Annotated in this window: 22 protein-coding genes; 4 read left to right on the plus strand and 18 right to left on the minus strand. The window is 39.4% G+C overall.

The window, feature by feature from the left end; genetic code table 11:
• Positions 1 to 73 precede the first annotated feature (73 nt).
• The 13 genes from sigF to KO561_RS10710 form a co-directional block, all read right to left on the minus strand.
• Positions 74 to 829 carry an RNA polymerase sporulation sigma factor SigF gene (gene sigF / locus KO561_RS10650; RefSeq protein ID WP_231093214.1) on the minus strand — a complete coding sequence of 252 codons (756 nt, stop codon included), beginning with the start codon at positions 827 to 829 and terminating at the stop codon, positions 74 to 76.
• 9 nt (positions 830 to 838) lie between these two features.
• Positions 839 to 1,279: an anti-sigma F factor gene (gene spoIIAB / locus KO561_RS10655; RefSeq protein WP_231093216.1), complete on the minus strand. Its 441-nt coding sequence runs from the start codon at positions 1,277 to 1,279 to the stop codon at positions 839 to 841.
• Complete coding sequence (gene spoIIAA / locus KO561_RS10660) at positions 1,276 to 1,629, minus strand: anti-sigma F factor antagonist (protein WP_231093219.1); 354 nt, start codon at positions 1,627 to 1,629, stop codon at positions 1,276 to 1,278. The genes spoIIAB and spoIIAA overlap by 4 nt, the downstream gene beginning before the upstream one ends.
• A gap of 99 nt (positions 1,630 to 1,728) precedes the next feature.
• A complete protein-coding gene (locus KO561_RS10665) occupies positions 1,729 to 2,913 on the minus strand; it encodes a D-alanyl-D-alanine carboxypeptidase family protein (protein ID WP_231093222.1) in 1,185 nt (394 codons plus the stop codon).
• Positions 2,914 to 3,737: 824 nt separating this feature from the next.
• A complete protein-coding gene (locus KO561_RS10670; RefSeq protein ID WP_231093224.1) occupies positions 3,738 to 5,039 on the minus strand; it encodes a pyrimidine-nucleoside phosphorylase in 1,302 nt (433 codons plus the stop codon).
• Positions 5,040 to 5,231: 192 nt separating this feature from the next.
• Positions 5,232 to 6,047, minus strand: a complete 816-nt coding sequence (locus KO561_RS10675; protein ID WP_231093226.1) for a purine-nucleoside phosphorylase — start codon at positions 6,045 to 6,047, stop codon at positions 5,232 to 5,234.
• 13 nt (positions 6,048 to 6,060) lie between these two features.
• On the minus strand, positions 6,061 to 7,236 hold the full coding sequence (gene deoB / locus KO561_RS10680; RefSeq protein ID WP_231093229.1) for a phosphopentomutase: 1,176 nt from the start codon (positions 7,234 to 7,236) through the stop codon (positions 6,061 to 6,063).
• 109 nt (positions 7,237 to 7,345) lie between these two features.
• Positions 7,346 to 8,233, minus strand: coding sequence for a site-specific tyrosine recombinase XerD (gene xerD / locus KO561_RS10685; RefSeq protein ID WP_231093230.1), 888 nt, complete (start codon positions 8,231 to 8,233; stop codon positions 7,346 to 7,348).
• 4 nt (positions 8,234 to 8,237) lie between these two features.
• On the minus strand, positions 8,238 to 8,456 hold the full coding sequence (locus tag KO561_RS10690) for a YqzK family protein (RefSeq protein WP_231093231.1): 219 nt from the start codon (positions 8,454 to 8,456) through the stop codon (positions 8,238 to 8,240).
• A gap of 342 nt (positions 8,457 to 8,798) precedes the next feature.
• Positions 8,799 to 9,260 carry a ferric iron uptake transcriptional regulator gene (gene fur / locus KO561_RS10695; protein WP_231093233.1) on the minus strand — a complete coding sequence of 154 codons (462 nt, stop codon included), beginning with the start codon at positions 9,258 to 9,260 and terminating at the stop codon, positions 8,799 to 8,801.
• 106 nt (positions 9,261 to 9,366) lie between these two features.
• On the minus strand, positions 9,367 to 10,008 hold the full coding sequence (gene spoIIM / locus KO561_RS10700) for a stage II sporulation protein M (protein ID WP_231093235.1): 642 nt from the start codon (positions 10,006 to 10,008) through the stop codon (positions 9,367 to 9,369).
• Between the two features lie 155 nt (positions 10,009 to 10,163).
• The gene (locus KO561_RS10705) at positions 10,164 to 11,318 is read right to left on the minus strand and encodes an endonuclease Q family protein (protein WP_231093237.1); all 1,155 of its coding nucleotides are present in this window, start codon (positions 11,316 to 11,318) and stop codon (positions 10,164 to 10,166) included.
• Positions 11,315 to 11,863: an NUDIX hydrolase gene (locus KO561_RS10710; protein ID WP_231093238.1), complete on the minus strand. Its 549-nt coding sequence runs from the start codon at positions 11,861 to 11,863 to the stop codon at positions 11,315 to 11,317. The genes KO561_RS10705 and KO561_RS10710 overlap by 4 nt, the downstream gene beginning before the upstream one ends.
• A gap of 127 nt (positions 11,864 to 11,990) precedes the next feature.
• Between KO561_RS10710 and KO561_RS10715 the strand changes: the two genes are divergently transcribed.
• Positions 11,991 to 12,896 carry an aldo/keto reductase gene (locus tag KO561_RS10715; RefSeq protein ID WP_231093240.1) on the plus strand — a complete coding sequence of 302 codons (906 nt, stop codon included), beginning with the start codon at positions 11,991 to 11,993 and terminating at the stop codon, positions 12,894 to 12,896.
• A gap of 758 nt (positions 12,897 to 13,654) precedes the next feature.
• Here the strand turns inward: KO561_RS10715 and KO561_RS10720 are convergent.
• From KO561_RS10720 to KO561_RS10735, 4 genes are read right to left on the minus strand one after another with little or no spacing between them, the layout of a single operon-like run.
• Complete coding sequence (locus tag KO561_RS10720; RefSeq protein WP_231093242.1) at positions 13,655 to 13,885, minus strand: YqkE family protein; 231 nt, start codon at positions 13,883 to 13,885, stop codon at positions 13,655 to 13,657.
• On the minus strand, positions 13,885 to 14,214 hold the full coding sequence (locus tag KO561_RS10725) for an iron-sulfur cluster biosynthesis family protein (RefSeq protein ID WP_231093245.1): 330 nt from the start codon (positions 14,212 to 14,214) through the stop codon (positions 13,885 to 13,887). The genes KO561_RS10720 and KO561_RS10725 overlap by 1 nt, the downstream gene beginning before the upstream one ends.
• A gap of 7 nt (positions 14,215 to 14,221) precedes the next feature.
• Complete coding sequence (locus KO561_RS10730; protein ID WP_231093247.1) at positions 14,222 to 15,010, minus strand: SDR family NAD(P)-dependent oxidoreductase; 789 nt, start codon at positions 15,008 to 15,010, stop codon at positions 14,222 to 14,224.
• A gap of 24 nt (positions 15,011 to 15,034) precedes the next feature.
• Entirely contained in the window at positions 15,035 to 16,657 is a 1,623-nt protein-coding gene (locus KO561_RS10735; RefSeq protein WP_231093249.1) for a M20/M25/M40 family metallo-hydrolase, read from the minus strand.
• Between the two features lie 87 nt (positions 16,658 to 16,744).
• On the opposite strand from KO561_RS10735, the gene KO561_RS10740 reads away from it, so the two are divergent.
• Genes KO561_RS10740 through rnz form a run of 3 tightly spaced genes read left to right on the plus strand, consistent with a single transcriptional unit; the run spans position 16,745 to position 19,436 of the window.
• Positions 16,745 to 17,470, plus strand: a complete 726-nt coding sequence (locus tag KO561_RS10740; RefSeq protein ID WP_231093251.1) for a glycerophosphodiester phosphodiesterase — start codon at positions 16,745 to 16,747, stop codon at positions 17,468 to 17,470.
• Positions 17,471 to 17,490: 20 nt separating this feature from the next.
• Positions 17,491 to 18,510 carry an NADPH dehydrogenase NamA gene (namA, locus tag KO561_RS10745; RefSeq protein WP_231093253.1) on the plus strand — a complete coding sequence of 340 codons (1,020 nt, stop codon included), beginning with the start codon at positions 17,491 to 17,493 and terminating at the stop codon, positions 18,508 to 18,510.
• Positions 18,510 to 19,436, plus strand: a complete 927-nt coding sequence (gene rnz, locus KO561_RS10750) for a ribonuclease Z (RefSeq protein ID WP_231093255.1) — start codon at positions 18,510 to 18,512, stop codon at positions 19,434 to 19,436. The genes namA and rnz overlap by 1 nt, the downstream gene beginning before the upstream one ends.
• 21 nt (positions 19,437 to 19,457) lie before the next feature.
• Here the strand turns inward: rnz and KO561_RS10755 are convergent, their stop codons facing one another.
• Positions 19,458 to 20,702: a DNA polymerase IV gene (locus tag KO561_RS10755; RefSeq protein WP_269140652.1), complete on the minus strand. Its 1,245-nt coding sequence runs from the start codon at positions 20,700 to 20,702 to the stop codon at positions 19,458 to 19,460.
• Positions 20,703 to 20,713 lie beyond the last annotated feature (11 nt).

Below are 20,713 nucleotides of genomic sequence, written 5' to 3' on the forward strand. Positions count from 1 at the left end.
TCATGCACAGAGCATTCAGATTCTCTTCTTTGACCATAAAAAATCACCTGTTGCATCGCAACAGGTGATTCCTTTATACCCCTATTTGTTCTTTTATATATTCTAGAATTCTCTTTTCAAGCCTGGACACTTGTACTTGAGAAATACCTAATCGTTCTGCGACCTCAGACTGGGTTTTGTCCTTATAGTACCGAAGATAAACGATGAGACGTTCACGTTCTTCTAGATTTCGTATTGCTTCTTGTAGAGCAATCTTATCAAACCACTTCGTATCTTGATCGGCAATTTGATCAAGCAATGTAATTGGGTCGCCGTCATTCTCATACACCGTTTCGTGAATCGAATGAGGAAGCTTCCCGGCTTCTTGCGCATGAACGACTTCCTCTGGAGATAATTCCAATTCAACAGCCAACTCATTGATGGTAGGAGATCTCCCCATTTTTTTCGTAAGCTCATCCTTTTTCTTTCGGATTTTATTTCCGATTTCTTTTAAGGATCTACTTACTTTGACACTTCCATCATCGCGAATAAACCGCTGAATTTCTCCAATTATCATCGGGACTGCATAGGTCGAAAACCGAACGTCGTAGGACAGGTCAAATTTATCAATAGATTTTAAAAGTCCGATACAACCGATTTGAAATAAATCATCTGGGTCATATCCTCTATTGATAAACCGTTGAACAACAGACCAAACAAGACGAACATTACGTTCCACTAAAATATCACGGGCCATCTGATCGCCTTGCTGGCTATCATAAATGTATTTTTTTACTTGCTCGTCTGTCAGCTGTTCCTCTTTTTTGGATTTTTTAAGGTTTATTTCCATAGGCATCCCCTAATTGCATAAGGTTTTACTCTTTTTTAGTTGTTTAATCAGCTTGACAGTCGTCCCTTGTCCAGGTACTGAAATAACCTCCAGCTTATCCATAAAGTTTTCCATAATCGTAAAACCCATTCCTGAGCGTTCTAATTCTGGCTTTGACGTATAAAGAGGCTGAATGGCTTCTTCTACATTCAAGATTCCAATACCGTCATCTTGTATGATTAGTTCTACCACATCATCTTGAAGCGTACACTTAATCTCGATCATCTTATCTGTTTCGTTATTGTACCCGTGAATAATAGAATTCGTAACAGCTTCCGAAACAACGGTCTTAATTTCTGTCAGTTCATCCACCGTAGGATCAAGCTGCGCAACAAATGCTGCAACTGTTACTCTTGCGAATGCTTCATTGGAACTCACACTACTAAATTCTAAATGCATTGTATTTTTCATGAAGCTACCCCCAAGCTTAGCAAAGCAAATTCTTCCGTTTCTTCTAGTCGAATAATTTTAAACAAACCGGACATATCAAACAGTCGTTTAACAGCAGGAGAAATGGCACAAACAACCATTTCGCCACCAGCTTGTGTGACTTCTTTATATCGTCCTAATATTACACCAAGCCCGGAGCTATCCATAAAGGCTAAATCTCCTAGATTTAATACGACGTGCTCTGTGTTCGATTCACGAATGGCCATTTGCCATTCTGTTTTTAAATTTTCGGCAGCATGATGGTCTAATTCACCAGTTAACCGCACCAGTAATACATTTTCTTTCTTCGTAAATTTAACAGAAAGACTCACTACTGATTCCTCCTTCTTGTTCCTGTAGTGAATCCTTTCTTCTTTTATCTAGCAAAATCCTGCCCTCCGACAAAAGAAGTGGGAAATCGAAAAAAGTTCCTATGAAGGTTCGATTTTCAACATATTGTCCATGGATTTCTTAAATAATCTCCAGAAACTCGCATTATCTACATCCTCTTCGACAACAATCTGTGTTTCAGAGAGTAATTTATTGTCTTTTAGCACTTCTAACGTCCCTACTTTGTCACCTTTTTTAAGAGGGAGCACTATATCGGATTTCATTTTTACTTTCGTCTCAATATTTTCTAGCTTTTCTCCTTTTTTATGAACAACAGAGATAGATTCATCTGTGACAACTCGAACTTTATCCTTTGCCGCTTTAATCATTTCTAAATTTGTAACAGGTTGATTGCTATCGAATAGCTTCTTGGTTGCAAATTGACTGAATGCATAATCAAGCATTTCCGTTACATCACTGTTTCTCTTCTTTGTAGTATCAGCACCCATCGCGACGGTAATTACTCTCATATTGTTCTTCTTCGCCGTTGCGGTTAAACAATATTTGGCTTCAGAGGTATAACCCGTTTTCAGTCCGTCAACACCATCGTAAAACTTCACGAGTTTATTTGTATTTACTAACCAAAATTCATCCTCTGTACCTTCCCTTAAGTATCCATCGTACATACTTGTATATTCTGTAATCTCTTCATGTTTTAATAAGGCTTTTGCCATTACAGCCATATCGTAAGCTGTGCTGTAATGATCCTTTGCTGGAAGACCTGTTGGGTTTTTAAAGTGTGTATTCTCGAGACCAAGTTTTTTCACTTTGTCATTCATCATTTTGACAAACGTCTTTTCACTACCTGCAATATGCTCTGCTAAAGCTACACTCGCATCATTCCCAGACGCAATGGCTACTCCTTTCAACAAATCTTTTACAGACATTTCTTCCCCTTCCTCTAAAAAGATTTGCGAACCACCCATAGAAGCCGCATGCTCACTAACTCGAACCGTTTCATCTAGTTTGATTTGACCCTCTTCCAATGCTTCCATAATTAGTAAAAGCGTCATAATTTTCGTCATACTAGCAGGTGGCAATACTTCATGCGCGCTTTTTTCATATAAAATTTTTCCGGTATCACGTTCTATTAAAATGGCTGACTTGGAGTTCTCTGCTAAATTTAAATCATCCTTTTCCTTTACCTTTTCTTCCGCTTGGATAGGTTGGAGTCCAATCAAGCCTATACTTATGACCATAATGCATTTTAGAAAGAATTTCTTCATGACTATACCTCCATAATCGTAGTATTCATATTTTTTCCATGATCACGATGTTTTATAACAAAAAAATGACTCTGGGACTAATCTATAACTTTCCACTTCTAAAGAAGAACATTTACAGGATAGGAAGATTTGAATGGTAATACCAATAGTTGCTTTTTCATTCGTATTGGATAGAAATTGCGACATAACTCTAATTAAAAATTTATTGAAAGAATAATGAAGTGAAGCTTGATGCCGCGCTTCGGCAGAATACTCCGCTTTCCGCGGGCACGGCCTCAGCTTCCTCAGAAGAAAACCACTTCCTTGAAAAAGAAACCCGTTTTTTCTGCGTGCGATGTTTATTCTAAGAAGCTTTCCTTGTCCTGCGGGATCTTCGGACTCGTGCTGTTCCCGCAGGAGTCTCCGCATTCTGCCTACGCTTGTAGGTGTTTTCTAATATAGTAGGTTATTAAACGTATAAAATGAATAGACCAAGAAACACTTCTGACTTGAAAAGAACTCCGTTCTAAGCTGCGGAAAAATGCCAGACTCCTGTGGGAAAGGAACAGTTGAAGACCCCACAGTGAGCGTTCTTTGCGAGCGAGGAGGCTGAGGCGTTCCCCACGGAAAGCGAGTATTTTTCCGCAGCGCCGCATTAGCAGTCAACTTGATAAAGTATATACGAGTCCTTATTTCGTTACGTCGCAGTCTATATATTATTTGCCACAAAATTAGTTAAAAAGAAAAATCCGAACTGATTCGAATTCTAATAAAAGAATATTGAACCATAGTTCGGATTTTATGATGATTAAATCACATTTGTCCCTGTCTCATGTTAGTTATCATTATCGAATTACTTTGTAGATTAATGGATTCGTAGCCGGTCTACTTTCTCCAATTTCAAATGCTTCTTGAACCTTTTGCATCGAATCAGTTGGGTTTTCTACATCACTATGAAGAACCGCTATAGCTTCACCCTGTTGCACAGAATCGCCCATTTTCTTTTTCAACGTGATACCTACGCCATGTTGAATTTTATCTTCTTTTGTTGCCCTTCCTGCGCCTAAGTACATGGCAGCAACTCCAATAGATTCCGCATCAATTGCCGTAACATAACCGGACTTTTCTGCTAAAACGTCTACATGATAGCCAGAGGTTGGCAACGTTTCAGGATGATCGATTTGATTAATGTCCCCACCCTGTGCCTCAATAAAGGAACGGAATGCTTGAAAAGCCTTACCATTTTCAAGGTTCTTCTCTAGTTCTTGATAAGCTGTTTCATAATTATCAAATACTTCAGCAAGAACGGTCATATGTGCAGCTAATTCCAATCCTAATTGTCTCAAATCAGGAATGTTTTTTCCTTGTAGAACGTCCATAGCTTCCCGGACTTCGTTCGCATTTCCGATTTCGTAGCCAAGTGGTTGATTCATATCACTAATGACAGCTACTGTTGTTCGGCCAAGATTATTTCCGATCTTGACCATTTCCTCTGCCAAAGCTTGTGAATCCTCTAACGTTTTCATGAAGGCTCCCGTACCTGTTTTGACATCTAGAACGATACTATCTGCGCCTGAAGCTAGCTTTTTACTCATTATAGAACCCGCTATTAAAGGAATAGAATCCACAGTTGAGGTAACATCTCGCAATGCATATAATTTCTTATCTGCAGGAGCTAGATTTCCAGTTTGACCTGCTACCGCAAGCTTATACTGATTGACGGTAGAAATAAATTGCTCTTTCGTCATTTCTACATCAAAACCAGTGATGGACTCTAATTTATCAATCGTACCACCCGTATGTCCTAATCCTCGACCGGACATTTTAGCAACTGGAACACCTACCGAGGCTACTAACGGACCAGTGATAAAGGTTATTTTATCCCCGACACCACCAGTGGAGTGCTTATCCACCTTATGCCCGTTGATGGCTGATAGGTCGATGGTTTCTCCTGAATCAACCATTGCCTTCGTTAAGGTAGCCGTTTCTTTTTCATCCATTCCTTGAAAGTAAATGGCCATTAACAGGGAAGAAGCTTGGTAGTCTGGAATACTACCGTCCGTATATCCTTTTATAAAGTGTTGAATCTCTTCATCTGATAAGGACTGTCCGTCTCGTTTTTTTCGTATGATATCTACTATTCTCATTGAAATCACCTATATTCATCAAAATAATGTCACTTATAATGCGTATTCAAAAAGATGGGAGGCCGCTTCAGCAAAATGACCACTTTGCTACCTTGCATCGAGGAATTTATCTCCACTGAACGAACTGAAGACTCAAGGTACATAAACTACTCTGAGAAGGAAGCGATTTCCACCGGAATTTTGGTCGTCCTCTTATACAGGAAGTGTACGAATGATTTCTTTCATAAATCGAAGGAAGTCTTCTTTTACTTGTTCTGTTGTTTCCATCACTTCCTCGTGAGTTAATGGCTGATCAAGAATGCCCGCTGCCATATTAGAAATACAAGATATCCCAAGCACTTCTAATCCAGCGTGATTTGCAACAATGACTTCCGGAACGGTCGACATACCTACCGCATCGCCACCCCATTTTCGTAGCATTTTCACTTCGGAACCCGTTTCATAAGATGGCCCTGTATTTCCTACATAAACACCTTGTTGTACTTGTATGTTTAAAGAATCTGCCACTTGTTTTGCATGTTGTAAAAGCCTCTTACTATACGCCTCCGACATGTCAGGAAATCTCGGTCCTAGCTCTTCCTCATTCTTCCCAATAAGTGGATTTGTTCCGAAGTTATTAATATGATCTTCAATTAACATTAAATGACCAGGCTTAAAGGACTCATTAATACCACCAGCCGCATTCGTAACGATTATTTGTTCAACACCTAAGGCTTTCATCACTCGAATAGGAAAGGTTACTTGTTCCATTTGATAGCCTTCATAAAAATGGAATCTTCCTTGCATCGCTACAACAAGCTGACCTTCAAGTGTTCCAATAACTAATTGCCCTTTATGCCCAGATACTGTTGAAACAGGAAAATGCGGAATGTCTTGATAAGGGATAGCTATTGGATTTTCAATATCTTCTGCTAAGACACCTAACCCTGAACCGAGAATAAGTCCAATCTTCGGTGCTTGATCTACTTGTTTTAAAATATAATCTTTTGCTTCTACTGCGTTCGTCATATTACCGTTCCCCCTATTTTAATTCGTCTAAAAAGCTTACACCGTGTTCTGGTTTTTTAATTTGGAAGTTATCTGCAATGGTAGCCCCAATATCAGCAAACGTTTGGCGAATCGGAAGTTCTTTTCCACCTTCGAGACCTTTCGAATACACGAGTAAAGGAACATATTCTCTCGTATGGTCCGTTCCGTGATGGACAGGATCATTTCCGTGATCTGCAGTAATAATCAACAAATCATCTTCCTTTAAATTCTCTAGAACTTCCGGAAGCTGTTTATCAAACGCTTCCAAAGCATCTCCGTATCCTTGTGGGTCTCGTCTATGTCCATACTTGGCATCAAAATCAACGAGATTTAAAAAACTAATACCTTGAAAGTCTTCTTTTGTCGTGTTCACGATTTGAACCATACCATCGTCATTATCTTTCGTGCGAATGGATTTTGTAACCCCTTCTCCATCATAAATGTCAGAAATCTTTCCAATAGCAATCACATCAAGGTTTTCATCTTTTAGCTCATTCATGACCGTACGACCAAATGGCTTAAGAGCATAATCATGTCGATTAGATGTACGTTCAAATGCACCAGGGACTCCTATAAATGGTCTCGCAATCACTCGACCTACCATATATTTTTCATCTAACGTCAACTCGCGAGCTATTTCACAAATTTTATACTGCTCTTCAATTGGAATAATCTCTTCATGGGCTGCGATTTGTAAAACGGAATCCGCCGAAGTGTACACAATAAGTGCACCTGTTTCCATATGCTCTTTTCCTAGTTCTTTAATTATCTCAGTTCCAGAAGCTGGTTTATTTCCAATAATTTTTCGACCAGTCTTCTCTTCTAAATCTTGCAAGAGCTCTTCTGGGAATCCATCTGGGAATGTTCGAAACGGTTGATCAATTCGTAAACCCATGATTTCCCAGTGACCAGTCATTGTATCCTTTCCATTTGAAGCCTCCTGCATTTTCGTATATGATGCCATCGGTTTATCGGCCTTGGGGATTCCTTTGATTTCTCGAATGTTACTTAGACCAAGTCTTGCCATCGTAGGCATTGTTAACCCCTGCATATGCTCAGCGATATGTCCAAGTGTATCTGAACCAATATCATTAAAAGCTTCAGCATCCGGTGCTTCTCCAATTCCTACCGAGTCCATAACAATAACAAATATTCTTTTGAATGACATACGTGTATCCTCCTATGTACGTTCTTTTCTTACTTTTCCAATCTTTCTATATAATATCACAAAATTAACGTTGTATGATGTCAGACCTCTTAAAAGAGGTATCACCCATTTATGCTCTTGGGTGATATGTTTTATAAATATCCTTTATTCTTGCCTTTGATACATGTGTATAAATTTGTGTCGTCGAAATATCTGCATGGCCAAGCATCTCTTGAACAGATCTTAGGTCTGCGCCATTTTCTAGCAAGTGTGTTGCAAAGGAATGCCGCAATGTATGCGGAGTAATTTCTTTTTTTATACCTGCATCTCTAGCAATTCCCTTTAATATTTTCCAAAAGCCTTGTCTAGTTAAAGGCCTACCATGCTGATTTACAAACAATGCATCAGTTCTCGTTTTCTTTACAAGTTGAGATCGACTTGATGTGATATAACGATCTACTGATTCCTGAGCAATTTCCCCTAACGGGACAATCCGCTCTTTCGATCCTTTTCCGAATGTACGAACGAACCCCATCGTTAAATGTAAATCACTCACCTTCAAGGAAATAAGTTCTGATACTCGCAAACCCGTCGCATAAAGCATTTCTAGCATCGCTTTGTTCCGTATCGCAAGAGGATGATTTTCTTCGATGGTTAGTAACATCTCCACCTCTTTGGAGGAGAGCACTTTCGGTAATTTACGTTCCTTCTTCGGCGTTTCTATATGTAAGCTAGGATCGGTTGGTGCTTGGTACTCTCGAACTAGAAATTGGTGAAAAAGTCTAATCGACGATAATGCCCTTGCAATCGTTGCAGAAGACTTCCCTTCATCATGTAACTTATACATATATTGGGTGATATGCGATCGAGACACCTTATTCCAGTCATCTAATTGACCATGGTCCTTTAAATAGAGCTGGTAAGCTTCTAAATCTCTTCGATAGGATAACAATGTGTTATGGGAAAGCCCTCTTTCAATCTTTAAGTAATGAAAAAATTCGTCCAGCTCATGCTTCATGTTCCTACTCCCCTAATCGGAAAAATAACGATAGTCGATCCACCCATGATTGATCCTGCTGCTCAAACACTTTTACAGCCTTTCCTTCTGGAGGATCGTATTTATGATAATTTTCATATTCCGCATGTATAGCTCTTAATCCAAAATAGAATAGCATCGTACAAATCGTAAATATAACAAATATTTTAAACGAATCTCGAACGAGTGAAATAACCGACTTCATAGACAAAAACTCCCCTTTTAGTACGTGTTCAAAAAGGAGGATGGCCACTTCTGCGAGATAACCACTTTGCTGCCTTGCGCCGAGGAATTTATCTCCATTGAAAGAACAGGAAGACACAGGTGCATAAACTACTCTAAGAAGGAAGCGATTTTACCCGGGCTTTTTGAACATCCCTAATAGTATGGACAAGAATATCTATTATCAAGATATGCCTAAGGAAGCTTAAAATATACGTCTATATACATAAAGGTAACGGAAATTTAAACGTTTGTAAATTATTTCATGATGGTTCATTTTGCAAAATAAAAAGAACCTGGTTTTCCAAGTTCCTCAGCAAAATTGTTATTCAGATTCTTCTTCCTTATCTTTATCATGACATTTTCTACATATTCCGTGAAAGGTTAGTCGGTGGTCCTTTACAAGAAAGCCCCATTCTTTCTGAACGATTTTTTCTACGTCCTCCAATAAATCTTCCACAATTTCCTCAACAGAGCCACATTCCATACAAACGAGATGATGATGGAAGTGAGCAGCCCCTTCTTTTCGTAAATCATAGCGTGAAACCCCATCACCAAAATTAATCTTATCCACGATTTTCAATTCAGACAATAATTCCAGTGTACGATATACCGTAGCGAGACCAATTTCCGGTGCTTTTTCTTTCACAAGTAGGTAAACATCTTCGGCACTAAGATGGTCTTCTTCCCGTTCCAACAGAACACGAACCGTCGCCTCTCGTTGTGGGGTTAATTTATAGCTTTGTGCGTGAAGCTGCTTTTTTATCCGATCAATCCTATGTTCCATATGTCCGGTCCCTCCTACTAACTCCAATCTTATTATAAGCAGACGAGGAACCACTGTCAAAGTAAAATTATTATAAACTGTAATTTATAATCATTATTATTTAATATTAACTATCGTATATCCATTTAATCACAAGCTGCATTGCTTCATTGGCAACAAACGATTCAATTAAGGACGCCACACCGACTACTGCTAAGAGCGCTACAAAGAACGTTCCATATCTCATAAATAGAGGTAGTAAAGGCTGGTGTAGTTTTCTTGAAAAAAGTTTCCGTAATAGATTAATGGAAAAGATCATCGCTAAGCTTCCTGCAATTAAATAAGCTGGTATGATTAACAGATTTTGAGGAGCAATAGAAGCTGTTGCTAATAACAATCCTTGCCAGCCCATTTGATTTACAAAAAAACCGACAGAGAATCCAACCACAATCCCCTTTATAAACAGCAAAATCCAAATGATTGGCATCCCAATAACAGATAAACCGAGAACAAAAAGCAAAAGTAAGTATTTTATATGATAAAACAAACTACTAACAAATATATCTTTATTGTTTACATCAGGACCTTCTAGCATTTTTCCGAAGAAACGGTCCAAATAGAAAAACAAATCTTGTTTTTGAACGAAATTCATACTATTAACAATCACAGCACCAAAAATGATACCGATTAAAAATAGTATAATCATGAATAAGTACACTGCGGCATGGTCTTTTATATGATCTGTAGGTATGTAACGTTTTTTGTACACGTGTATCCCCCATTCTGCTTCGATTATGGCTTGTTACTAGAAATCTATGAGGGATTCACAAAAAATAGACCAGAAAATATAGAAATAAGAAATAAATTTGTGTTGTAAAAGGTCCAATTTAACGCAAAAGTTCAAACGATTTTCACCGGCTTTTGCTATAGATTTACCTTCCCATATATTCCGCCACCACCGGCACGTATGGATAGCTTACCGCTTCTCATTTTCATAATGGCATCGACAATTTTAGAAGAGACAACCTTTTGCAATTCCTCCTCTTTAACTCTATGAAGAATATTCATTTCCGTTCCAAATTGTTGTAGGAGCTTCTCAAGTGTTTTCTTTCCTAGTGTCGGGATATATTCTAAAGGGACTTGGTAGAGATAGTCTGGTCTTTCTGGGAACTCTTTCGCTGTCGCCAGTTCCTGAATTCGATCCGACACGCCTCTAATGATTTTCGTTCCTCCACAGGAACAGTCACCCTGCTCTGTTGTTTCCTTGAAACAAGTTGCACACACCGTTTTATGATATTTTCCTAGTAACGGATTCAATCCATAGTTTTCTTGTACCACTCTACCTTTCACTTGATGTAAGGCCCATTCTAATTCCGTAAATGAGGGATGATCCAGAGTTAGTTTTTGATATTCTCTCGCAATTTTGGCAAGCGAGTGAGCATCTGAGTTTGAAACATAAGTATAACGATGCAATTCCGCAATGGAATCGGCCATTTTCGTATCTGCACTTAATCCAAGCTCTATAGCATCTATTAAATCCGGATCCAAGACTTCTGAAAGGGAAGCTCGTACCCCTTTTCCAAACAGACTCTTAAAAGGTGTAAACACGTGCGCTGGTATGAACAAGCCACCTAGCGCTTTGACTTCATATTGAAATTCCTTGGCGGTACCATAAAATCTTTGAGAACTAAGGTGAATGTTCGTTATCCTTTCCGATAACCACTTAGAAAACCTCTCCATTTCTTTCAGGGTCGGAAGAAAGGCTAAAACGTGGATTGGTCCTTTACAATTCTCATCATAGATTTCAATCTCCGAGCCAAGGATGAGTGTAACTTCTTCAAACTGAATGCCACCATCTTGTTTTTCATAGGCAATGCCTTTAGAGATCAGGTCCTCTACTTCAGCTAGAACTTCTGGGGAGTGACAATCTATCACGCCAATCATATCTAAGCCCTTGTTCCGACTCGCTTCCTTTAAAACGTTCGTGAGAGTAAGTGTCTTAGAACCAGTAATTTTGACGGGTTTTCCATGCCAATTTCTTCCGATATGAATATGAAGGTCGGCAAAAAAGGAATTCATTTCATCCATCCTTTAGCTTTTAGATATTGAATCGCATAGGACGTTTTTGCGTCTTGAATTTTTTGTTCTTTCTCCAACTGCTCTGCTTCCTCTTGAGTACATTCGATGAGTTCCACAAATTCATCATCATCCAAGTCTTTCTTTTCTTCTAATGGACGCAAATCACGAGCTGCGTATATATATATAAGTTCATCTGCAAAACCAGGGGACGTATAAAAAGAAGTTACAAACTCTAATCTATCTGACGTATAACCAGTCTCTTCTTCTAACTCTCGTCTAGCGCATGTTTCTGGTTGTTCTCCTGGTTCTAGCTTTCCTGCCGGAATCTCAATAATGCTTTTTTCAAGCGGCTTACGGTACTGTTCCACGAGAACCAATCTTTTATCTTTTGTAAGAGCAATCACGGCAACAGCACCAGGATGCTTGACGATCTCTCTTTTTGACGTCTTACCATCAGGAAGCTCCACCTCATCTACTTGTAAATCAATAACCTTCCCTTTAAATATGGATGTTGTATGTATCGTTCTTTCTTCAAACTTTTTCATTTTACTTCCTCCTGTTCCTACTAGGTTACCCATGTAATCTTAACATAGCCACCTAGGAAAACAGATATGTTGTGATTCAGATAAAATCTTTTTACAATAAGAGTAAAACGTAGGAAAGGAGCTAACTATGAAGAAAAACCGATTAGGAACTTCTGATTTATATGTCTCCGAATTGGCATTAGGATGTATGACTTTAGGGACGGATGAGCGAAATGCCAAATGGATTATAGACGAGGCACTTGATCAAGGCATTAACTACTTAGATACAGCAGATTTGTATGATCAAGGGCTAAATGAAGAAATAGTAGGAAAAGCACTGAAAGGTAGACGGGATAGTATCATCTTAGCTACAAAGGTGGGTAATCATTTAAAAGAAGATGGTTCTTGGTATTGGGATCCCTCCAAAGGATACATAAAGGAACAAGTAAAGGAGAGCCTTCGTAGGCTCGGAACAGACTATATAGATCTCTATCAATTACATGGAGGAACGATAGACGATCCAATTGACGATACGATAGAAGCGTTCGAAGAGCTTACGAAAGAAGGAGTAGTCCGTTATTATGGAATTTCCTCCATTCGCCCAAATGTCATTCGCACTTATGTAGAAAAGTCAAATATCGTAAGTGTTATGATGCAGTACAGTTTATTGGATCGTCGTCCAGAAGAAGAAATTCTAGATCTTCTCCATGAACATTCGATCAGCGTAGTGGCAAGAGGTCCAATGGGAAAAGGGATGTTGTCAAATGACGGAATGTCCATCGTTCAAAAGAAGGGGCAGAAAGGGTATTTAGACTATACTTATTCCGAGCTAGCCCAAATCGCTGAACAGCTGCAAAACTTTGATCAGTCCGTTTCATCACTAGCCCTCCATTATGTATTGAATCATCCAACGGTAGCAAGTGCTGTATTCGGGGCAAGCTCCATTGAACAATTACGTGAAAATTTAGCTTACCAAGAGAAAAATATTTCTGAAGAAAACTATAACCAGTTACAACAAATTACGAAACCCATTACTTATCAACAGCATCGCTGAACAAAAGAAGCTGGGAAAAAACCATAACTTCCCACTCTAAAAAGGAACGTTTACAGGATAAGAAACTTAGAATGTTAAATTTCAATGGGGAATTTTCATTCGCATTTGATAGAAAATGCGACATAACTCTAATTAAAAATTTATTGAAAGAATAATGAAGTGAAGCTTGATGCCGCGCTTCGGCAGAATACTCCGCTTTCCGCGGGCACGGCCTCAGCTTCCTCAGAAGAAAACCACTTCCTTGAAAAAGAAACCCGCTTTTTCTGCGTGCGATGTCTATTCTAAGAAGCTTTCCTTTTCCTGCGGGATCTTCGGACTCGTGCTGTTCCCGCAGGAGTCTCCGCATTCTGCCTACGCTTGTAGGTGTTTTCTAATATAGTAGGTTATTAAACCTATAAAATGAATAGACCAAGAAACACCTCTGACTTGAAAAGAACTCCTTACTAAGCTGCGGAAAAATGCCAGACTCCTGTGGGAAAGGAACAGTTGAAGACCCCACAGTGAGCGTTCTTTGCGAGCGAGGAGGCTGAGGCGTTCCCCACGGAAAGCGAGTATTTTTCCGCAGCGCCGCATTAGCAGTCAACTTGATAAAGTATATACTAGTTCTTATTTCGTTACGTCGCAATCTATATCAAATTAGTAACACTATTTACAAAAACACCATAAAAGAAAAATCCGAACTGATTCGAATTCTACTGAAAGAATTTCGAACCATAGTTCGGATTTTATTAGGATTAAAACACTTTGTCCATGCCTCTTCATTTATAGTTTTGCCAATCCTGATCACTTTCTTCAAATAACTCTGCAAAACTTTTATTCGCTTCTTTTCGTCTTTTTTCTTCTAAACGTTGTTGCCTTGCTTTCTCTTTATTCGATTCTTCTTGTTCCGAAAGCTCCTTTTTCCTCTGTTGCAATTTTTGGAGCATGTCGGCATCCAAGGTATCCTTCAACGATAGATTATTTGAATCCTCTTGCTTGTTTCTTGCCACTACATGTCAACCTCCGTTAAAAGAGAGCTTTCAGGAATAAATCCATTCAGCATTCCGTTTGGACTACTTAGTCGAAAACGATTATCTCCAAAATCTAACGTCATACTTTCTTCTAGAAATACGGATTGCTGGCGATGTACAAAAACGGGAATGCCTTCACATTCTATCGGTTGTAAATGCTCTCCATTTACTTTTGTAAGTCTTAGTGCAGGAACACCATTCACCCCACAGCCACAATCTTCTGTATCGTAGAAAATAAAGAGCACTTGATCATTTTCGCGATTAGAATTTATTCGGTTTAAAGCGGCTTCCGTTATGGTTAATTTCATGTTATCCCTACTTTCTATTTAATTGTTTTCGAAGCATTTTTTCCACCAAGCTAGGGAAAACTTGATAGATTCTACTTCCGATATCCATCCACTTTGGCATATTAATTTCACGTTTTTTCGAGAAAAGATTCGATACGACTTGCCGTGCAACCTTATCAGGATCCAGCATCAGCTTTCTTACCGATTTTTGATACGTTCCTGATGGATCTGCTTTTGTAAAAAAGTTAGTTGCAACAGGGCCAAGGTTCACACTTGTTACATGAATCCCGTACTCTTCCACCTCAAGACGGAGTGCGTTGGAAAAACCAATGACGGCATGCTTGGTTGCGGCATAAGCAGAGGACTTCGGTGTAGAAATTTTCCCCGCTTGTGATGCAATATTTACAATATGACCACAACGATTCGATATAAAGTGTGGCAACAGTTCGTGAATCCCTTGAATTAAAGCAAAGACGTTTAAGCGGAACATATTCTCTGTATCTTCCCATTTTGAATCCTCTACTTTATCAAATATGCCGAAACCTGCATTATTGATAATTGCATCAATTTTAGGGACGTCCTGAATCATTTCTCCCAAAGTGGATTTCCATGCTGTTAAATCTAATAAATCCGCCTTATATATCTGGCACTCGATAGAATAGGTATTGATCAGCTCTGTTTGAAGATTTTTTAATTTTTCTATGGAACGAGCTGTGAGCAAAAGATTTCCACCGCGTTGGGCAATATGATGTGCAATTCGTTCCCCTATCCCACTGGAAGCGCCGGTTACAATAATGGTTTTACCAACTAGATTCATGGTTGTATTACTTCCTTTCCGCTCTTAACTATGCCTAAAAAGCGAGTGAATCGTCGTTTGAACGAGCGAAGGTAGCTGTCCAAAACTATAGTTTAACTCCAAACGCTCCGTCCATTGATGAGGGTCTTTCCCTAATGGCCCCACATTTAAAATAGGCATCCCTATTTCTTGCATGATTTCAACAGGAAGCTCATACCCTTTACCTTGAATAGGTAAATGATCCATGAGAGAATCCATGGATTGATCATTCGTACTAGGCCCAATAAAACTTAGATCTGATAAGCCAGGGAAAAACTCTACGTCCTTAATATCCAAGGAATAACTTTTTTTCGCTTCCCGTTTAATATCCCTTACCACACATTCTATCAGTGAGTCTTGGTGAGAAGAAACGGACGGATAGAAAGGTGGACTATAAAATAGGATAATCATCGGCGCTAAGTCCTTACATAAGGAAGCTACATCTTGAACGAGCAAGGTAGAAAAGTCACGGTCACCTTGACTACGCTGGCTTACAAGTAAATCATGTCTTCGATTAATTTCGGACTCTCCAAATCTAGATGTTGCGATTTCAAGAAGTTGTTTATACGTCATGACGTTGACCGAAAATGACGGATTAGAAAATTCTTTAGAATAACGAGAGAATGCTTCAACCTTTTGCTTAAAGTGGATTTCTATTCCTTTAGCCGCTTGTTTGGCGGCGTTTAACAACTTTTGATTAATATCTTCTACGGATTGCTGTAAGTAAAGTAAGTTATACATAGCAACCGCAGAGGTCGGTGTTTGTACCGAATACTCTTCTTTTAAATCTCTTTGCATTAAACTGACTGGAGGTGGTGTAACCTCATCCCCAACTACTTCAATAAACGATTCATTTAATTCTAGTTCTTGCGCCAAATAGCTTATCATTAAATTAGCATTTAGGCCGGCAAATGGTTCTCCTACGTGCGTTTCTTTTCCATAGCAAAAGAAGCCTGGTAATAGCTTTCCAATCGAACCAGTATAAATATAGTTATTCGGATCACCAGGATACTTACTGAACATCGGTTCCCCATTTAAGCAAGCGACAAACTCTAGGGATTCTTCCAATTTGATTTGTTGTAGAACGGGTAATGCTGTAATCATGCCGTGCGAGTTTACTTCTTCATCTGGAACAGTAACCAAAAGAAGATTGCCATCAAACTCACCAGACATAGCTTTCTCTAATATGGAGAGGTGAACAGCTAAGCCAGATTTCATGTCCATTGTACCACGTCCAAACAGCCATTCTCCATCGACGAGATCCTGTTGAACGAGATCTGGAAGCTCCTCTCTGTTTTTATGAAAGGTTTTCGTTAGTTCTTCTGGATGGAATGCGAGATTTCGATACGGTCCATAATCATGAACACCTACAACATCAAAGTGACTGAGCAAAACGACCGTATCCTTTGCAGAATTCTTTTTAACGAGTGCTGTTAATAACTGACGACCATCCTTCAAAGGGTGGAGTTTAAGATGATGAGGATGTTTCTGAAAGTATGGAAAACCTTCTAATAAATTGTACACATATTCTGGTAAGACGATCTCGGCTTCAGAGCCCGTGATACTCGGATATTGTACGAGTGAACAGAGCAGCTCTGTAAGTTGTTTTTTAGACTGCCATTTCCACATAAGTGAAACGTCCCCTTTCAAATTGACTTTTCTGTTAAAATGTACCACAATCAATGCAGGAAAGTAAGCTAAGAGGTGAAACGATTAATGACTAAAATTTTTGCTCATCGAGGGGCAAGTAAAGTTGCGCCCGAAAACACGATGGCTGCTTTTAAGCTAGCCTATGAGATGCATGCTGAGGGAATAGAAACAGATGTACAATTAACGAAAGATCAAGTCCCTGTATTAATCCATGATGAAAATGTCCGAAGAACGACAAATGGAACTGGTTTTGTACAAGATTATACGTTAGAAGAGCTTAAACAATTGGACGCCGGTTCATGGTTTTCTGACAAATACGAAGGGGAAACTATTCCTACGCTGGATGAATTTCTAACCTGGGTACAGGATAAGCCCTTGGATTTAAACATTGAGTTAAAAAACAATGTCATTGATTACAAGGATTTGGAATCCATTGTATATGATCGACTTGTTGCCTTTGACTTAATTCCTCGTACTGTCATTTCTAGTTTTAGTTCCGAAAGTATTAAACGTTTTAAAGACATTTCTAGTGACCTGGCCACAGCATGGCTAACTTCTAGTAAAATTCGTTTCATGATTCCTTTTACGAAAAGCTTAGGAGCAAATCGCCTTCATATTAAATATACATTATTAAACAAGCGAATCGTGAAAAAGTGTCATGCGAATGATTTCGAAGTAGCTGTTTATACCATCAACCGTCCAAGTCAAATGAATCGGTGTTTTAAATTAGGTTGTGATACAATTTTTACAGATGTTCCTGACATCGCTTTACAGGAACGAAATAACAACTAGTATTAAAGGATGAACGATACATGACTGCAAAACTATTTAGTTCGATTACCTATAAAGATGTCACACTGAAAAACAGAATTGTGATGGCTCCGATGTGTATGTACTCTTGTGAGCCAGAGGATGGAACGGTACAACCATTCCATCTCACCCACTACGAGACAAGAGCCATTGGGCAAGCAGGTTTAGTCATGCTGGAAGCCACAGCTGTTCAACCAGAAGGACGCATCAGCTCTTTTGACTTAGGTATATGGGATGATCAGCAATTAGAGGGACTAACACGAGTGAACGAACGAATTCATGCCCATGATGCCAAAAGTGCAATCCAATTGGCTCATGCCGGTAGAAAATCGCAGGTTCAAGGAGATATTTTTGCTCCAAGTGCGATAGCCTTTAACGAGAAATATCAAACGCCTAAAGAAATGACGAAAGAGAATATCCAAGCAACGGTCCAAGCGTTTAAAGATGCCGCTGTTCGCTCTAAAATAGCTGGTTTCGATATCATCGAGATTCACGGTGCACATGGATATTTAATCAATCAATTTCTTTCTCCGTTAACAAACCAACGAACCGATGAATACGGAGGTAATCGTGATAATAGATTTCGTTTGTTAAGAGAAGTGGTTGAAGTCGTGCAGACCGTTTGGAATGGCCCCCTATTCGTTCGATTATCTGCAAATGAATACAATCCGAACGGAAATCATATCGAGGATTTTGTTTATTTCTCCACTCGTTTAAAGGAGCTAGGAGTAGACCTTGTGGACTGTAGTTCTGGTGGAGTTATTCCTGCCCCGGTAAACGATTACCCAGGTTACCAAGTACCTTTAGCTGATACAATCAAACAGCAAGCTCGTATTGATACAGGCGCTGTAGGAATGATTACGACCGGCATTCAAGCAGAAGAAATTTTGCAAAATAATCGTGCAGACCTTATCTTCATAGCAAGAGCCCTTTTACGCAATCCGTATTGGCCAAAACAAGCAGCAGACGAGCTTCATGTAGAGCTGGATCCACCTAAACCATACGCTCGTGGTTGGATATAATGGATATACGTTTTTTAGGAACTGGTGCCGGTCTTCCTTCTAAACAACGAAATGTAACGTCCATTGCATTAGAGCTGCTGCAAGAAAATGGATCCATTTGGCTGTTTGATTGTGGAGAAGCGACTCAGCATCAGATTTTGCATACAAAGATTAAGCCGAGAAAAATTGATAAAATTTTTATCACTCATTTGCACGGGGATCATATTTTTGGTTTGCCCGGCTTCTTGAGCAGCCGATCCTTTCAAGACGGACATACCCCTCTTACGATATACGGACCAAAGGGTATCAAAGAATTTGTGGAAACAAGTCTAGCTGTTAGTCAAACGAGAGTCAGCTATCCGATTCATGTTCATGAATTAACAGAAGGAGTCCTTTTTGAAGATGATCAGTTCATCGTGAACTGCCTCCTCGTTGAGCACGGTATTCCAAGCTACGGATTTACGGTTCAAGAAAAAAACAAACCTGGCCAATTACAACCAGAAAAGCTACGTGACTATGGCATTCCTCCTGGTCCTCTTTATCAAAAGATTAAGGAAAACGAAAAGGTTGGGCTCGATGATGGGGATATCATCTATCGTAAAGATTTTATAGGACCAGACATTCCTGGAAGAAAAGTGAGTATCATCGGAGATACTCGTTATGTAAAAGGTTTGACATCTTTTGTTCAAGATTCTGATGTTTTAGTCCATGAAGCTACTTTTTCGGAACAGGATGAACAAATTGCTCATGACTATTTCCATTCTACAACCGTTCAGGCTGCCCAATTAGCTAAGGATGCGAATGTTTCTAAACTATTATTAACTCATATTTCTTCTCGATACCAGGAAACGGATCATCTCCTGCAAGAAGCAAGGACTATATTTAATGATTCCGAAATTGCTCATGATTTTTCGGTTTTTCCTATCGCTCCACACAAAAGCACCTAAACCAATCGCCTGGTTTAGGTGCTATTTTTGATAATCATCCAAAAAGTCTTTCTGGAAGCTCGTTTTGGGCTGTTGCTCGTCCTCCATCTGAATGGATTGAAATGGGTTTTTTCCGTATTTTTCTGTTAGTGCATCTATCGCCTTATATAGACCCTCTTTGCTTGCTTCTTTTTCATAGGTAAAGAGATCCAGCTGATGAACGACTTCCTTCCGTTCTGCGACGTCCTGAAGCGTGACCCCAAGAAGTCGAACTGCTTCTCCATTCCAATTCTTCTCAAATAGTTCCATACTAATGAGAAAAATATCGTCCTCTTTGGAAATGAAATCAGGAAGCTTAATACTCCTTGTCACGGTTTTTCGATCATGATAACGAATCGTAATTTGCACCGTTTGGCCAAGTGCTTGCTTCCGATTTAGTCGTCTTTCTACATTACGGGATAGTTGCCGAAATAAACGTTTAATTTCTCCATCATCGACGGTGTCATGTGGCAGTGTTTCAGAGCTCCCAATACTTTTGAATTCGTGAACTGCATCAGGATCAACGGGACTTGGGTCGATTCCATTGGCTCGATTCTTTAAGCGTTCCCCATTTATACCGAGTAAGCTCTTAAGTTGATACGAATCAGCTCGAACGAGGTCGCCAATTGTATGAACATTTATTTGCTTTAATTTTTCTGCTGTCTTCGAACCTACACCGTACATCTCGCCAATGGGCAATGGCCATAGTTTTGTCGGTAAATCTCGCTTTCTTAAAACCGTTATTCCCATTGGCTTTTTCATATCTGATGCCATTTTGGCGAGAAATTTATTTGGTGCAACTCCAATACTACAAGGCAAGTCTAATTCTTCCTTGATGCGTCGCTGGATGTTTTCTGCAATATCAAGTGGCGGACCTTGTTCCTCACATTCGGTGACATCCATATATCCTTCATCAATAGAAACGGGCTGAATGTACGGAGTGACTTCTGAAAATATTTTAAAGATTTCCTTGGAGGCTCTACGGTAACGTTCAAAATTTGGTCTCATCACTATTAGATCTGGACAAAGTTTTCGAGCTTCCCATAAAGGCATCGTTGTTCTTACGCCTTTCTTACGAGCCTCATAACTACTCGTTACGACGATTCCACGACGTTCTTCTGGATTTCCGGCTATAGCAAGCGGTTTTCCCCTTAGGGATGGATTGTAAGCCGCTTCCACGGATGCATAAAAACTATTCATGTCTACATGAAAAATCACTCGTCCATTTTTAGGATACCATTTTGACAACGCAGCCGCCT

This window comes from Radiobacillus kanasensis (assembly GCF_021049245.1).
Lineage (GTDB): Bacteria > Bacillota > Bacilli > Bacillales > Amphibacillaceae > Radiobacillus > Radiobacillus kanasensis.